Origin of the sequence: Okeania sp. SIO3I5, assembly GCF_010672085.1 — a bacterium.
Classification (GTDB): Bacteria; Cyanobacteriota; Cyanobacteriia; order Cyanobacteriales; family Microcoleaceae; genus Trichodesmium.
The window spans coordinates 1-17037 of the sequence record NZ_JAAHHT010000074.1; the positions used below are offsets into that span (position 1 = coordinate 1).

General features: G+C 36.2%; 12 protein-coding genes. 6 read left to right on the forward strand and 6 right to left on the reverse strand.

The features are described from left to right. On the reverse strand, positions 1-1293 hold a 1293-nt coding region (locus tag F6K40_RS17790; RefSeq protein WP_293138154.1), incomplete at its 3' end, for an RNA-guided endonuclease InsQ/TnpB family protein. A gap of 538 nt (positions 1294-1831) precedes the next feature. On the opposite strand from F6K40_RS17790, the gene F6K40_RS17795 reads away from it, so the two are divergent. Continuing rightward, positions 1832-4120 (forward strand): transglycosylase domain-containing protein, encoded by a 2289-nt coding sequence (locus F6K40_RS17795; RefSeq protein WP_293138156.1) that lies wholly within the window; start codon positions 1832-1834, stop codon positions 4118-4120. Positions 4121-4297: 177 nt separating this feature from the next. Here the strand turns inward: F6K40_RS17795 and F6K40_RS17800 are convergent, their stop codons facing one another. Beyond that, positions 4298-4432, reverse strand: a complete 135-nt coding sequence (locus tag F6K40_RS17800; protein ID WP_293138158.1) for a hypothetical protein — start codon at positions 4430-4432, stop codon at positions 4298-4300. Between F6K40_RS17800 and F6K40_RS17805 the strand changes: the two genes are divergently transcribed. Then, complete coding sequence (locus F6K40_RS17805; RefSeq protein WP_293138160.1) at positions 4420-6999, forward strand: sister chromatid cohesion protein PDS5; 2580 nt, start codon at positions 4420-4422, stop codon at positions 6997-6999. The two genes, F6K40_RS17800 and F6K40_RS17805, sit on opposite strands and share 13 nt — an antisense overlap. A gap of 226 nt (positions 7000-7225) precedes the next feature. On the opposite strand, the gene F6K40_RS17810 is transcribed toward F6K40_RS17805, so the two are convergent. Together F6K40_RS17810 and F6K40_RS17815 are read right to left on the reverse strand one after the other, a co-directional pair. Beyond that, positions 7226-7972 (reverse strand): M15 family metallopeptidase, encoded by a 747-nt coding sequence (locus F6K40_RS17810; protein ID WP_293138162.1) that lies wholly within the window; start codon positions 7970-7972, stop codon positions 7226-7228. A gap of 34 nt (positions 7973-8006) precedes the next feature. Beyond that, positions 8007-10307, reverse strand: a complete 2301-nt coding sequence (locus tag F6K40_RS17815; RefSeq protein WP_293138164.1) for an IMS domain-containing protein — start codon at positions 10305-10307, stop codon at positions 8007-8009. A gap of 160 nt (positions 10308-10467) precedes the next feature. On the opposite strand from F6K40_RS17815, the gene F6K40_RS17820 reads away from it, so the two are divergent. The 4 genes from F6K40_RS17820 (at position 10468) to F6K40_RS17835 (ending at position 14207) form a co-directional block, all read left to right on the forward strand. Beyond that, positions 10468-12525 carry an FHA domain-containing protein gene (locus F6K40_RS17820; RefSeq protein ID WP_293138166.1) on the forward strand — a complete coding sequence of 686 codons (2058 nt, stop codon included), beginning with the start codon at positions 10468-10470 and terminating at the stop codon, positions 12523-12525. Positions 12526-12549: 24 nt separating this feature from the next. Next, positions 12550-12912, forward strand: a complete 363-nt coding sequence (locus tag F6K40_RS17825) for a hypothetical protein (RefSeq protein WP_293138168.1) — start codon at positions 12550-12552, stop codon at positions 12910-12912. Between the two features lie 110 nt (positions 12913-13022). Next, positions 13023-13553, forward strand: coding sequence for a DUF29 domain-containing protein (locus F6K40_RS17830; RefSeq protein WP_293138170.1), 531 nt, complete (start codon positions 13023-13025; stop codon positions 13551-13553). Between the two features lie 30 nt (positions 13554-13583). Further along, positions 13584-14207: a hypothetical protein gene (locus F6K40_RS17835; protein ID WP_293138172.1), complete on the forward strand. Its 624-nt coding sequence runs from the start codon at positions 13584-13586 to the stop codon at positions 14205-14207. 156 nt (positions 14208-14363) lie between these two features. Here the strand turns inward: F6K40_RS17835 and F6K40_RS17840 are convergent, their stop codons facing one another. Both F6K40_RS17840 and F6K40_RS17845 read right to left on the reverse strand, forming a co-directional pair. Continuing rightward, a complete protein-coding gene (locus F6K40_RS17840) occupies positions 14364-15248 on the reverse strand; it encodes a tetratricopeptide repeat protein (protein ID WP_293138174.1) in 885 nt (294 codons plus the stop codon). 229 nt (positions 15249-15477) lie between these two features. Continuing rightward, positions 15478-16812, reverse strand: coding sequence for a sensor histidine kinase (locus F6K40_RS17845; protein WP_293138176.1), 1335 nt, complete (start codon positions 16810-16812; stop codon positions 15478-15480). Between the last annotated feature and the right edge of the window lie 225 nt (positions 16813-17037).

Consider the following 17037-nt stretch of genomic DNA (forward strand, 5'->3'; position numbering starts at 1 on the left):
TATACCCAGTTTTACTGGTTTAGTGGCCAACGAGTCGCACCACATCGCTGAAATCTGCTTCCTTTTTACAGGAAGTCTGACGTTTTCTCCGTGTCCGAAAATAATCGACCGTTGACCCTCGGCGACTTCATTGAAAAGTGATAGTTGTACAGGCGTTTCTACTACTTTTTCTTTAAATATTTCAACCTTGGTTTTTGGTTGAATTACATTCAGAATATTTACAGCAGCATTAACATCTCTATCATGGAATGTACCGCAATTCAAACAAGTCCATTCCCTGACATTTAGTTCTTTTTTACCTCCTTGAAAACCACAATTAGAACATTTTTGAGAAGTAGGTTCCCATCTAGAAATAGTTCTAAATTCTTTGCCATATTTATCACACTTAGCTTCAGTTAAAGTTCTAAACTGTCTCCACCCTAAGTCACTGATTGCTTTAGCCAATTTACGGTTTTTTACCATCCCAGAAACATTCAAGTCTTCTAACACAATTATGTCATATTTTTTGACCAAATTAGTTGATAGCTTGTGCAGGAAGTCTGTGCGAATGTCTTTGATTTTAGCATGAAGCTTGGCTACTCTTAATCTACGCTTTTCACGACGTTTACTTCCTTTTTCAGTACGACCAAGTTTACGTTGGAATTTAGCTAGTTTCTTAAGGTTGTTCTTAAGAGGTTTTGGAGCATTAATTTTATCCCCATTACTCAAAGTTGCAAATGTCGAAATGCCTAGATCTAGACCTATTGAACTATCAGTTTTAGGTAAATGCTCAGGATTTATTTCTACTACAAAACTAGCAAAATAACGATTTGCTGAATCTTTAATTATTGTTAAAGAGGTAGGCTTAGTAGGCAGTTTTCTAGACCAAACAATTTTAATCTTACCTACTTTTGGTAAGTAAATTTTATCTTGACCAATTTTGTAGTTTTCTCCTACAAACCTTGCAGATTGCCTAGATTTTTTATACTTAAACTTTGGTGGCTTAACCTTAATTCTTTGACCTTTACCTTTGCAACTATCAAAGAAGTTTTTGTAAGCTTGGCTTAAATCTTTAAGAGATTGCTGTAATGGAGTAGATGCAACTTCCTTTAACCAAACTAATTCTTGTTTAGCTTGAGTGATAAATTGTTTAGTTAAATCAACATAGCTAGGTTTCTTTTGGCCGTTAAAGTATAGTTGGTTACAATGTGCTAATGTACTATTCCAAACATATCTGCAACAACCAAATAGTTGATTTAATTTGGTTATTTGGATATGATTTGGATAGATACGGTACTTGTATCTGGACTTCAATTTTTGGGCCTGTTACTAAAATTCAGTGACTTTATTGTAGCATGGGTTGGCATTCATCCCGACGCTCCCCTGCGAGAGAGCGCGGGTATAAAAGCCAACAAATTAGATCAAAAAAATTGCCACACCAAAGGATTTTCGGTTGCATTCTCACAAAAAGTATGATAAGCTAAAAATCGGTGGGGGTTACTCGCCCATGCACATGATTTTTTATTCAACTAAAAATAGTATTGTTTTTCAGCCATAGAACTCAGTTCCACCCCTACTCCCCCCACTTACTTACCGAAAAATCAAGGTTTAAAGCCTCCCCTTTCAACGATAAAAAAGCGGTCGTTTTGCTACGCATAACTTCGTTAACGGCTGTCGCCGACATGAAAAGCGGAGCTTCCCGAAGGGTGGGATGCAGAGGAAACCTAGCCATATCCAATCGACCAAGATAAGAAAAAAATTTCCTTTTTATCCAATCCTCTTCTTTTTAAGAAGAGGTAATTATGAATTATTAATTGTTAATTATTAATTATTAATTATTAAACCTATAGTTATGAATTCTTCTCAACCTCCTCGTAATCCTCAAACTCTCTTGGGTAGCATTACCCAGGTGGTGAAAACTATTCATGCTGGCGTCAACTTTTCTCGACTAGCACTGAGACCTAATGCCAAAGTACCCGAACTCTGGATACAAGAAGCAGAAACTACTCCAACTAAAAAATATCCTCTTTTAGGCGATCGCTATATACTCGGACGCTCCTCCCAATCTTGTGATATAGTCGTTCGTAATCCCCTAATTAGCAAAATTCATCTATCCATCTCACGAAAACCAAACAGAGCTAACGCCCCCTATATCATAAAAGATGAAAACTCCGCAAATGGTCTCTACAACGGGAAAAAACAGATTTATAGTCTAGCTTTACGTCATGGCGATATCCTAACATTAGGACCACCCGCATTAGCTGATGCTGTTAAAATTCGGTATATCAATCCTCCAGCTTGGTATATTTCAATCCTTCGTTATAGTGTCTTCGGCATTTCTGGATTTATTGCCTTAGTCAGTTTAATCATTCTAGTTGAATGGACAAAATTTCAAGTAGACCCCCTACCCAACCCAATTACTGGCCCAGTAGTCATTTATGCTCGTGATGGACAAACACCTCTACGTCCAGAATATAGAAATTCTCATTATGAATTGGGACGAATCTCTAAATTTTCCAAATATTTACCAGATGCAGTCATTGCTTCTGAGGATAGTCGCTTTTATTGGCATTTCGGCGTAGATCCCATCGGAATATTAAGAGCAGTATTAATAAATTTACGTTCAGATGGTATACGGGAAGGAGGTAGTACAGTTACTCAGCAACTAGCAAGAAGTATATTTAGAGATTATGTAGGTACAGAAGATTCTGCTAGTCGGAAATTGCGAGAAGCAATAGTATCTCTCAAGATAGAAGCTTTTTATAGTAAAGAAGAATTATTATTAGCTTATCTAAATAAAGTTTATTTAGGATTAGATTTATATGGATTTGAAGACGCTGCCAGATTTTATTTTGGTAAAAGTGCAACAGATTTAACCTTATCAGAAGCAGCAACATTAGTAGGAATTTTACCAGCACCCAATAGTTTTAACCCAGTACAAAATTATGAAATAGCTGTACAAAAAAGAGACGGGGTTCTTTATCGAATGCTGAGTCTAGGAATGATCGATCAACAAGAAGCAGATAGAGCTAGGCGATCGCGAATAGAAATTAATCCCAAAGCTAAAGAAGTTATCCAAGGTACATTAGCACCTTACTACTATAGTTATGTATTTACCGAATTAGAACAATTATTAGGAAAAGACTTAGCAAGAGAAGGAAATTTTATCGTTCAAACAGCTTTAAACCCTGAAATTCAAACCCATGCAGAAATAACTTTGCAAGATACAATTAATAACGCTGGTTCTTACGCTAGGTTTTCTCAAGGAGCTATAGTCACAATAGATTCTAAGAATGGGGAAGTCATTGCTCTGACTGGAGGAGCAGATTACCAACAAAGTCAATTTAACCGAGCGACTCAAGCACAACGTCAACCAGGTTCTACATTTAAAATCTTTGCTTATGCTGCTGCCATCGAAAGAGGGATACCACCAACAAGATTATATTCTTGTGATTCCCTAAGATGGATGGGTGTAAGTTACGGCGGTTGTCAACGCAGTAGTGGCAATACAAATATGTACACAGGTTTAGCAATGTCTGAAAATGTAGTAGCTTTGCGAGTCGCTCAACAGGTAGGTTTAGATAGAGTAGTAAGAATGGCAAAACGTTTAGGGATTAAGTCTAAATTAAATGCTGTACCTGGGTTAATTTTAGGTCAAAGTGAAGTAAATGTTTTGGAGATGACTGGTGCTTATGGAGTATTTGCTAATCGAGGAGTAGCGAATAAACCTCATACTATTAGGAAGATTATAGATAGTAGTGATTGTAGCGATCGTAATAATATTTACACTTGTCGCTGCATTTATTCCTACGATCCAGATCCAAATTGTGAAAACCCTCAAGGAGATATTCAAGCTAACCGCTCTATTCTGAAACCATACATAGCAGACAGAATGACTCAAATGCTTCAGGGAGTTGTGCAATTTGGTACAGGTAGTAGTCTTAATTTGGGTTTAGGAGAAGCGGGTAAAACTGGTACAACTAATCTAGGAGTAGATTTATGGTTTATTGGATATATTCCTAACCAAAGTATGGTTACAGGAATTTGGTTAGGAAATGATGATAACTCCCCTACTTATAGCAGTAGTAGTCAAGCTGTTCAGTTATGGGGAAATTATATGAAAAAAGTTGTAGGAGAGTAATAATATCAAATCCGAAGGAATCAACTTTAAACTATCGAAAGCCATCATACTTGAAAAAACGCTAGTGCCAAGGTTTATAACTTACTCCTTGAGAGTTGTTTTTAGGAAATGAGATTTCAAAGCTGTAAAAGTACCATGTCCAGCACATGAAAAAACTACTGTTTTCTGTCTACCAACCTAAGATGATAAAACTCTACAAATGGCCTTTTTTGCTGCTGCTTTTGCTGGCCCTAGTGGTGGTAAATTTGGACTACGTTCGAGCAGAGAAGTATCCACCAAAAGGCAGGCAGCTCGAGGGAATGTTGGCAGCATTGGATGATTCTGACCCTAATGTGCGGCGTGAAGTTGTGAAAAAAATTGCTAAGTACGACCTTAAGTTCAGTGAAATTCCCTTAGAGCGAGTTAAACAAATTGGAACATTTTTGAAAGATGAAAATTCAAAGATCCGTGAAGCAGCAGCAAAAGCAGTAGGTAATATGGGGTCAAAGGCCACAGAATTAATTCCCCAGTTGCTGGAGTTGTTGAGAGATGAAGATTTTGATGTCCGCTATGCAGCAGCAATGGCAGTGGGTAATATGGGGTCAAAGGCCACAGAATTAATTCCTCAGTTGCTGGAGTTGTTGGGGGATGAAAATTCAAAGATCCGTGAAGCAGCAGCAAAAGCAGTAGGTAATATGGGGTCAAAGGCCACAGAATTAATTCCCCAGTTGCTGGAGTTGTTGAGGGATGAAGATTTTGATGTCCGCTATGCAGCAGCAATGGCAATGGGTAATATGGGGTCAAAGGCCACAGAATTAATTCCCCAGTTGCTGGAGTTGTTGAGGGATAAAGATTGGCGTGTTCGTGAAGCAGCAGCAACGGCAATAGGTAATATAGGGCTGGAGGCTAAAGAATTAATTCCCTGGTTACGACAATTGTTGAGGGATGAAGATTGGGGTGTCCGCTCTGCTGCAGCAATAGCAATAGGTAATATGGGGTCGGAGGCGACAGAATTAATTCCCCAATTGCAACAGTTATTGAGGGATGAAAATTCAAATGTCCGTTCTGCTGCAGCAACAGCAATAGGTAATATGGGGTCAGAGGCGATAGAATTAATTCCCCAATTGCTGCAGTTGTTCAGGGATGAAGATTCACTTGTCCGTTCTGCAGCAGTAACAGCAGTAGGTAATCTGGGGTCAGAGGCGACAGAATTAATTCCCAAATTGCAAGAGTTATTGAGAGATGAAGATTCGCTTGTCCGTTCTACAAAGGATGAAAATTCAAATGTCCCTTATGCAGCAGCAATAGCAATAAGCCAGATTATGTTGGGAGATAAAGAATCGATTCCTCAATGGCGACAGTTGTTCAGTGATGAAAATTCAAATGTTCGTTATGCAGCAGCAATAGCAGTAGGCAATATAGGATCGGAGGCTACAAAAGAATTAATTTACAAATTAGTGCGTTCTTTGAAAGATGAAGATTTGGATGTGCGTTATGCAGCAGCAAAAGCATTGGGTGAGATGGGGTCGGAGGCTAAAGAACTTATGTTCTGGTTGCGACCGTTGCTGAGTGATAAAGATTCAAATGTCCGCAAAGCAGCAACAAGAGCAGCGGGTGAAATGGGGTTGGAAGCTCAAGAATTGATTCCTAAGTTACTACAGTTATTGAGTGATGACGATTCAAATGTTCGTAAAGCAGCAATAATGGCAGTGGGTAACATTGAAAAAGAACAATTGAACATTCAGCAAATTTTGCAAATTTTGAATGCAGCTCATAGAGATGGCAATACAGAAGCAACAGTTCGTTTTTTGGCCTACCTTTTCAGTGGTGGAGAATCTAATACTATTATCTTAATTAAATGGTTAGGTTCACCAGAACAATATCCTTATGAAGATAAGTATACGAATGAACGATCTGTTAGTCGGGAAGAGGGGAAAAAAGTTTTAGAGCTTTTTGCCAAAATTTGGGAACCAAGTCAGTCTTTGGAACACTTACGTCTTGAATTGAAAGGACAAATTAACATTGTGGTTAAAAATGTAGATTGGCAACCAGAAGATATTACCCTACTCAAGACACACGACCAAAATCTCGACAACGAGAATATCAAAGTTAAGATAGCTGCCTTGCAAGGAACACAATGGTTCTACTCTAGTTTGATATCTCACTTGAGTAGGTTCTCATTGCTCTACCTCGTTTTGGTCTGTCTTTTTCCCTTTACTCTAGGATTAAATTTTATTATTCAAGTATTAAAAGAATTTATTAAAATTTATGCTGAAAAAGGTAATAATATTAATCTTAATATTAAAGTTAACTCACCTATGAATGATTACCAATTAAAATATGATCAACGCAATTCCCAAAATAGCTTTGTTGATACTGCTCAATCTGGCAGCAAACAAGAATTTAATCCTAGTATGAATCAGGATAATTATACCTTTTTAAAGGAAATTATTAAAATTTTTGCTAAAAATGAAAAAAGTAATAATACTAATATTGTTGAAGTTAACTCTAATCCAACTAATAGACCCATGAATGATTACCAATCAAAATATGATCAACGCAATTCCCAAAATAGCTTTGTTGATACTGCTCAATCTGGCAGCAAACAAGAATTTAATCCTAGTATGATTCATAATAATTATACCTTAGAGCAAAAGCAAACTCTCGCGGAAGCTGCTGAGGAAATTCAACAATTATTGAAACAATTAGAATCAAATAATCCTGCTGCGACAGATGAAGAAAAAGTAGCATTTGTCAGCGCCTCCATTCCCCCAAGTAATCGTCAACGTTTTGTTGGAGCATTGCAAGCAGGAGGCAAAGAACTTTTCAAAGGATTATTAGATAATCTTTACGTTAATGTGGGAGTTGCCATTGTTGAAGGGTGGCAAAATCCCAAATAAAAGCATATCAAATTATAGCTCTACTCCCTCCTCGGCACATGATTATAATCAGTAGACCATTGCAGCATATAGTTTATAGCAATATTTGGCTAGGTAATCCTCTAGCGGGAAGGGAGTAGGAACAGATTTTTAGTAATCAAATTTGACATAATCGTCCTACCTTCTGCTCTCTTCCTTCTACCTTACTTTCACAAAAAAGCTTCCGTATAAACCAGGTTTAATATTACTATTGAAAGCCGTCATACTTAAAAAAACGCCAGTGCCAAGGTTCATAACTTACTCCTTGAGGGTTGTTTTCAGGAAATGACAGTTCAAAACCGTATTTGTCTGCATTGTCAATTAGCCACTGAAAAGCCTTTGTTTCTGCAAACTCATAAGTTATATCTTTTTTCGGGAAGTTGCCATCAGTTAAGTCAATGGCAAAACCTGTATGATGTTCGCTGTATCCTGGTGGGGCAGAAACTTTTGCTGCTTTTTCTGGGGAACCCTGGCGCTGAATCTGGTATTGGAAGAGTTGCTTTTGGTCAGCAATTGTCCGAAAACCTGAAACAGGAACTATCCACACTCCTTCATCCCTGGCAGCATATATCATTTTCATTAAAGCCAAAGCTGCTTCGGGTGCCAATTTTTCGAATCTTTGATACTCTGCACCAGTAGCATAACTACCAATAATTACCATTTGTTGCGCGTCTCCCTCCTGGTAGGGAAAATGTCCGAATTTTGGCTTTTTGAGCGTTAATACTGATTTTTGCTCAATTGAAGGAGCTATCGCTGGAGGCGTTGGAGATGGAGAAATTGTTTTTTCAGGTGTTGGAGAAACAAGAACGGTAGGGGTAACAGAAGGAGAGGGCGTAACGGTTGCTGGTTTTTTAGTTAAAAATTTCACAATTGCATAACCGTTAAGAATTAGTCCCACCACTAATAAAGTGGCGGGAACAAGAAAACGAAAGCTACTCCAAAAGCTTTTATTCATCAGTCTCTTATCAACTTATATTTCAACCTATTTATTAGTCTAGTTCTTGAGATTTTGCTATTTTCCATTTGCCATTGCTAAATTCAAGAGTAAAGCGATATACCCCTTGCTGATCACCACTAGCGCTCCAATCAATACTTCCATCAACGTAAAGTGTTGGACGCTCGTAAGTTCGTACATCAATTTTTGCTTGTTTCCCTGATAATCGAAAATTTCCAACAAGCTCAACACTAGGTTTTTCATAAGTGTAATATGCTCGGTTTCTAATCAGCCAATTTATAGTTCCATCTCTTTTGATATAATTGTTATAGTAGACGCCAGTTGTGTACTCTGATAAAAGCTGACGATTAGGAGAACGACCTAAAATTTGACCTTTGATTTCCAACCAGTCGCGAATTACCTTAACGGCACTCTCCGAGGTTAAAATACTACTATCAGCATTTGAAAACCCTATGAGACGAGGTGCATCGTTGGTAGGCTCAACTGTAATTTCAAAATCTTTTCTGTCTGTTTTACTCTTTAAAGCACCAACCGGCCAAATAAATTCTTGTTCGCTAATAGTATCGTTGTCACTAAGGTCTTGAGCAAATATTGTTAGGCGATCGCTACCAATAAAGTTTGTATTACTTTCATAAACAATTCCATTATTGGCCTTAAGAGTCTTGTTAACTTGACTGGGAGTACCGCAGAAAGCTACTGTATTATCACTGTTGTATTTAATCCCCCGAAATGATACGCCACCAGCTACATTATCATTAACAATTATTTGTCCCTTATCAGCACTAAACTTAAGACAAATGTTATTCCCGTCAGGTTCTTTAACACTAATTCCTTGAATACTCAATTTTTGGTCTTCTTTAGCAGTTTGCATTCCTGGAACAGTAATAACTGGACGTTGATTGACGGGAGTTATGGTAACTATTCGATTAAGAGTATTACTACTTTCGCCATCTCCGTCGGTAACTCTTATTTCCAAGGTGCGAGTACCCTTTTTGGGATTATCCGATACATTTTGATAAATAATGCTTTTAACCGTAGTTTCAACAGCTTTAACAGTAGCACTAGAATTGAAAACAACTTTCAAAGGCTTAGTGCCAATACCACCTGAAAAACTACCAATTGGTAAATTTCGGTAAGTAACCTGGTTATTGTTTTCCTCGGCAGATGCTGTAGTCGGCCTTTTCTGATAAATCAACAAACGATCGTTCTCAGTGCCACCTTTAACAATTTTTACGGTTAACTCACCTCCATCAAAATCAGGCGAATCTGAGTCTTTAAGTTCAACGTCACAAGCGATCGCTATTAGTTCACCTTGGGGACAAGAAAACTTTTCTTGAGTTTCGCTTAACCTTGATGGTTCTGGTTGAATACTAGGAGTGTTGGATGAATTGTCGGCACTTAGAAAAATTGCCACCAATCCCACAAAAATTACTAAAATTCCCAATGCACTGAAAACACCAGTAGTTAGATATGAAAGAGAATCAGAAGCGGAAGTAGGCTTAACAGTATTAAGGAGTTGGTGAATAATTTTAGCAGCATCATTAACGTGAATTGAGTTAGCATCTAACATTTCTTTAAATAAGTCAGCATCTAACATTTTTTTAAATACCGCAGCGCGTGAATCGCTAATTTGCTTTCTGACAGACCACTCCCAAGTATTACCGTTTTTCCTAAGCAATTCCTCGCGCTTCAAACCAGTCATTAACATTAATACCGTTATTGCCAAATCTCGAATATCTGGAAAGGAATTAAACTCTACTTCTGTTGTAGACTCGTTCTTCTGTTCTAAATTTGCATTAGAGCTAGGTTTTGTCTGCTTGGAATCTTTTGAAGCTCCTTTTTTAGCAGTTTCCCTGATATCTTGAATCAGCTTAAAATTTACTAAAATAAGTAATTTATCCTCAGTTTCTATTAAATTACTTGGAGAAATATCACCGTGAATAAAGCCTTGATTGTGCAAGTAGGAAAGCACCTTTAAAACTTGGTTCATCAACTGAACTGCCTCATATTCACTTAAAAAAGTTTTGCTTTCCAATAAGGATTTTCCTTCAACATAAGTTTGTATTATTGATAGTTGCTGCTGCTTACTATCGACATCAGAATGTTCAATTTGCTCAATTTGCTCAATTTGTGGATGTTCTAGTTGAGAATAACTATCTAATTTATTCTGAAACTTTTCTAAGTCTTGACCTTTGAAATCTCTCTTTAAATAGTGCTTATGGTATTGAGAAGTATCTTTTACGAGAGAAATAGTTTCAAACGAGTGTTCTTGAATAACCTTAATGACTGAATAACGTTCATCCTGCTTTAAATCCACTTTAACTGTGTCTTGCATAAGCCTAAATTTATTGCATATTTATGAAAATACAGCTATCTCAGTATAACCTGTTTTACTTTATTTATAAGCAGATAGTCTCTCAGAATCTAAGAGCATTAATGAAAGCTCCTAGATTTGATGATATACTAAGTATTAATAATCCTTTGGTCTAAGTTGGATGAAGATAAACCTAACTTTAGCTCTTGAGAGAGCGAATTTAAAGTGGACTCTACAACCACATCGTACTTATACAGTTGGTCACAATTCTGACTGCTATATTACTCTTCCTAGTATTGGTCATGTGCCAACCCTTCATTTAGAGTTTAGGTATGACCAATCAAAAAAAAAATGGTGTGTAAAAAACCTCGGTAGCAGTAATAATATTACCTTCAACAGTAGGGTAATGGAAGACAAAGAGCTTCCTATTTTGGGGAAAACTCGCATAGCAATTATAGAAGGCCAGGCATTATTGGCTTTGCCTGAGCAAAAGTCTGACGAAACGGAAAGCTCAACAATAAACTTAATAACATCAACACGGCTATTGTCAGGCTATGCTTACTTAAACGGAATTTTTAGTAGCTTCGAGTTGTTGGATTACTTGCGAGTCGATCCTTACAAAGCAAAAATTCCTGCTTCGAGCCTTAAGCTGGATGAAATTGCAGGTCACGCTGCTCGCTCGGCTTTAATTACGGTGTTGTTTTCAATTTTAGCCTTAGCAGCAGTATGCGTGCAAATCTTACTAATAATCGACACTGGTTTTTCAAACTCTTCTCTAGTTAGCATCATTTGGGGACTATTAGTAGGATTTGACAATACTGTTCTATATTTTCTGGCTAATGGTCTTTCAACCTCGGCTTTTCTCGCTGGTATTGTTGCCGGACTATTAGTAGCATTCGAGCTAGTTTATTTGCGATGGTTCATGGCTAGACAGTTCATCAAAAAGAATTACAAGCCCAATTATCAAGTTGGCTTCTTCAAATTTCTGGAACCATTGGTAAAGAACTTTCGGGAGCTAGTAATGCAGGTAGAACAATACCAAAACGTTATTGTTTTTGGCGGTAACTATCCCTTCACTGGTTATGGGGAGTTGATTCCAAAATCTAGTTGGACTGTACCAATAGACAAACTAAAAGCCCCAAAACGTGAAGATTCAGAATCTAAAGATTCAAATAGTAGAGTTGATATTCCTGTTTCTGAATTTTATAAATCTGTTGATGCTGAAATCGCTCAACAACAATTACCAAAATTACAAAAGTTTTCCTACTTATTTGTTGATGGTTTCGAGCTAAAAGACAGTCAATTTTTGGCAGTTCCCACTACTCAACCAGGAGTAACTTATCTAGAAGACCCGCTTTTAAATGAAGAACATAATAAAGTAGGAAGTCTCAAACGAGCTTATCGAGTTTATCAATACACTGACACTGAACGTGATTATGTTCTGACTCACTTTTTGCGCTTTATAAATGCTGGTTCGATTACTTTTGTTGAGTCTGCTGCTTACATTTTGACGGGTATAGATCGCAAGCGGTTTAGCCTAGTTTCTACCCTTGAAGATACTAAGCATTTAAGATTAATTAAAGCCCTGATTATTGGTATAATTCTTGGTATATTTCCGGGCGGCTCATTTTTAATTGGCTTAATAGCTGTTGTCCATATTGGTGTTTTTATCTATAAAATTACCTCTTGGCAGCTTAGTAACTTTCGACAAAAAAGATCCGCAGAGTTTCAAGAAGAGTACAATTATGGTGTTGATAAGACTTTACGAGAGTATATTGCAGAGCCTTTATTCTTGGAAAGAAAAGAGAAAGAGAAAGTGTCAAATTTTACAATAAGAAAAGTAGTTTTCAACCCATGGCTTTACCAGAATCCGATAGGTATTCTAATAATAGTTATTGTGATTTTTTTATGGAGCTTGGTTTGGATACCACTTTCGTTAGCTGCTTTTGTCAACACAGGTTTGAAGGCTTTCCTTAGAGTTGATAGAGATATTAAAATCAATTTTGATTATTACGGTGCCCAAGATACGTTATTTTTTTGGAAAACTATTCAAACTACCATTTTTAATAGTACCATTAAAACACTAAAAAATTTGGGAGTTGATACATCAGAATTTGAATTTTTCAAACAGGTTATCAATAATGGGATAATGATTGATGCTAATAACATTACGAATAACGCCGACATGATTGGTAGTGTGAATAATATCTCTTCCGCAGGTAAAACTTCTAATAAATAAGCTAACTAAAAAGGAGAAAACAGAATGACCGAAACTCACAATGGGGTTTCTATCAATAATAATAATAGTAGTAAGTTCACCAACAATGGTAATATTATTGGTGTCCAAAACAATAACAACCCTGTCCAATCAAATAGTCTAGCTGAGACAGCAGCAGAAATACAAGAAATCCTCAAGCAACTAGAAGAATCTAACCCTACCAACACAATAGCAGGTCAAACGGAAGTTGCCAAAAAAGCTATTGAGATAGTTAACAGTAAGCCAACATTAAAGGAGCGGGTCGTTGGTTTGTTGAAATCTGTAGGGACTCAAGCATTGAAGGAAGCTTTAAACCATCCAGTAGCTAATATTTTAGTTGAAGCTTTTAAAGGCTGGACGAAACCCTAATCTAGATAGTACCAAAATATTTGGGATACACGGTGCGTTACATTTCATTAACGCACCCTACTAGACTATTCTAATGAGATTTCAAAAGTTAATAAGAATATGAGGCCAAAATGACAGTTAAAAGCAATTTAATATCCCTTTACGAAAATGAATATGAACAATGGTTAGTGGAAACGATTAATCTATTAAAAGAAAACAGATTCAATGAATTAGATAAAGAACATTTAATTGAGGAATTAGAAGAGTTGAGTCGGCGAGAGAAAAAAACAGTTGAAAGGTTTCTCGAACAGATAATTAGACATTTGCTTCTTCTGCAATATTGGACTGTTGAATATGAGTATAACGCCAATCATTGGCTAGCTGAAATTATGAGTTTTAGAACCCAAATCAATGAAGATTTAACTCAAAATTTACGAAATTATCTACAGGAAAACCAAGCCAAAATTTATGAAAAAGCATTAAAATATGTCAGGCAAAAGACAGGATATGAGATAATTTTTCCAGAAAACTGCCCTTATAGTCTTGAACAATTATTAGATATAAACTGGCTACCATTTCTTGGTGGCGAAAACAGTAACAACCAGGTAATAACTCAGTCACCAGACTCCCCAGAAGCAGAGAAACTGGGGATTGAGGACTAACTTATAAGCATTTCCGAGAGTTTATATAATATGTCTATAATTTCAACTATTGATCCAAATCAATCTTATACCTTTGCTGACTATTTTAAATTAAACTCAGAACCTGACGATATTCTCTCCTATTTTGGCTATGAGTACGAATCGCGATCGCTCACTCTACCCAAAACCCATCGTCAACTCGAACGGTTAGACAGTTTAAAACAACGTTTGGAAGAGATTTTACCTTATGTCAGTTTAACTAGCGAAATGGCTAGACGGGAGTTTCTAATTGCTCCTGTTTTGATGGAGTCTATTCACTACACTCAAGCTAAAATCAAAGTGAGTTATTCCTTAAAAGTTAGCGAACAATTAAAAGGTGAATTAGATTATTTTCTCCGAACCCAAACTCAGTTTTTGGTTATTGAAGCCAAAAATGCCGACTTACAAAGAGGTTTCACACAACTTGCAGTAGAATTGATTGCTTTAGAGCAAGCAGCGTTTGCCAACTATTCTATGTTATATGGTGCAGTATCAATGGGTAATATTTGGCAATTTGCTGTGCTTGATACTCAAAAAAAGCAAATTCTGCAAGATATAAATCTGTATCGAGTTCCTACAGACTTGTTAGAATTACTCCAGGTTATTGTGGGAATTTTAGAACCTGTTGTTGTTTGATTTGACACCCACACGCGGAGACACGGAAACACGGGGAGACGGAGATTGGATAATTGAGTAATTAATTCAATCTACTTGCTCTATTTTACTGATTAAAGAAAACCTCCGCGTCCATCTATCTGCACGTCTCCGTGTCTCCGCGTTTCCCCACTCCTATCAAGGAGAAACCTGGGTAGAAGGTGGTAAATCTTCTATTTGAGCTAGAGTTTCTTGAATACGAGGAGTTGCCAGAAATCTTTTCGCATCTTCAATTAAGCGTTCCCCCCACAAATGCTCATCAAGATAATCAATATCTGCATATCTGCTATCTAATCGCAGCGCTTCTTCTCCCATCGCCAGACTTTGTTGTTTATCACCTTGAGCATACAGAGCTACCGCTATTGCTAAAAGTGGTTCAGCAGCTTTACTATCAATAGAAACAGCTTGACGCCAGTTAGCGATCGCATCATCTACTTTTCCCATCTCATACTGAACTAAACCAATATTATTAATTGCAGGCCATAAATTTTCTTCTAGCTCATAAGCTTGTTCGTATTGTGCGATCGCTCTTTTAAATTTACCTCGCTTATAATAAGCATTACCCAAATCAAATAAAGCTCCTGGATTCTCAGGTTTAGATTTTAAACCTTTTCTTAATTGATTGATAGCGTTTTTATAATCAGATGTTTGAAAGTAAGCTCTACCAAGAACAAATCGAATATCAGGATTACTTGGATCTAGTTCTTGAGCTTGTTTTAAGGCAGCAATACCTTCTTCTAACTCTTCAGCTTGAATGTAAAGACTACCTAATAATGTCCAAGTTCGTTGATTATTTGGTGCTAATTCAGTAGCAAGTTCAGCTCTAGATAAAGCCAACTCAAACTGTTGAAATCTTACTAACTGTAATGCTTCTTCAGCTAAACTTAAACCTGTCTGCTCTAATTGGGCAGAGTCTAATTGTAATATATGAGGAACTAATGCCTGCCCCTGGACAGATTTAATAGTAGTGCCCCAAAGACCTAGGGTAATTAATAAACAAACGAATAAATTTCGATTTGACACGTTAATTAAAAAGTATATATGGCTAATAGGTTCACTTTCAAGTATATATTAAGATACAATAACCTAAAATTTTCACAATTTGCGCCAGTATACTTTATACCAAAATTTTTTTAGTATAGTTTCACTATTTTTAAGTTTGTATTGTAATTTCTTCAGAGTTGCCGAATTACAATTGACACAACTTTAATCTGAGATTTTACTTAAACTTCCAATCCTAATATTCAATTAATTAAAATATTGGTAAAATTATTTCAAATTCAGTACCCTTACCTGGAGAAGAATTTAGTTTAAGTTTTCCACCATGTTTTTCATTAATAATTTGGTTACTAATAGCCAAACCCATACCTGTTCCTTGACCCACTGGCTTAGTTGTAAAAAAGTTCTCAAAAATCTTATCTTGTATCTCCAAAGGGATACCAAAACCATTATCTGCCATTTTAATACTCATCAAATTATAGTCTTTCCCTAGTATAGCTTCCGTAGTAATCTGAATTTCTGGTTTCCAATCTAAAGATTCTATTTCTGCTGATTTTTCATTTAGTGCATCAATACTGTTACTAATTAAATTCATAAATACCTGGCTAAGTTGACCAGAATAACAATTAACCCTTGGCAAATTAGTACAATAATTTTTAATAACTTTAATATTGTATTTAAGACGATTCTTTAAAATTAGTAAGCTACTATCTATACATTCATGGATATTCGCTGGTTTCTTTTTAGATTCATCCATGTGTGAAAAGTTACGCAGACTATTCACAATTTTCAGTAATTGTTCTGAGCCAAATCTAATACTCTGAGTTGTCTCAGCTAATTCTTCCTGCAAGGAATCATATTCTATTTGTTCCTTAATTTGACTTATAATTGGAGATGGATCTGATACTTCATCATAAGTAGATAACAGTTTACTAATTTCTTCTAGATAAGAGCAAAGAAATATCAAATTATTCCAAATACAGTTAACAGGATTTGTAATTTCATGGGCAACCTCAGCAATCATTCTTCCCAAACTAGCCATTTTTTCCGTTTGAATAGCTTTGGCCTGAGTTTGTTTTTGCAATAGATGACTTGTAAGTTCGTGAATTTTTGACTGAGCTACTAATAATTGATGTACATCTAAAAGTCTGTAAACATTAGTTTCGACTTCTACAACAATTGGATCGTAAAGTAATTCAGGCCGTCTGTGTAAGGATTTTTGCGCCGCCTCTACAATCAATGTATTACCAGGAAGAATAGAAACATCTACTTTAGAGAACTGATACAAAGCTTCTATAGATCGCTTATAAAACATTTCTATACCATAGCGACTGCCCATTCTTTCAAAAAATAATCGTCGGGAAATCATGCCGACAAATTTACCTTGCCTATCTATTAATATGACACCTGATAGTAAGAGATTCGCCTCAAATACAGGTGCAATATCTTTACCAAAGCAGGTAGATTCAATTAGACAGTCTTGCAGTGGCAGTTCTTGTATGGTTGATTCTAAAGATAGAATTTGACTTTTTACCTCTAAATTAGGTACTGTAAATAAATCTGGTTTTGACTCATATAAAGCAAACATATTATTTAAGGAAATTCATAGTATTTTAGTATCAACAGACACATCCTATAAAAATATTCCAGATAATTTATTTTCCTCGTCTGAAATACATTTATAATTAGCTTTCACTTTTCTAACATAATCCTACTCGGATAATCAAAAAATATAAAAATTACTTAATATTTTTTATTTATTTTATATATAAATATCTATATCTATATAGTAATCAGGAATGATTTATGAGAT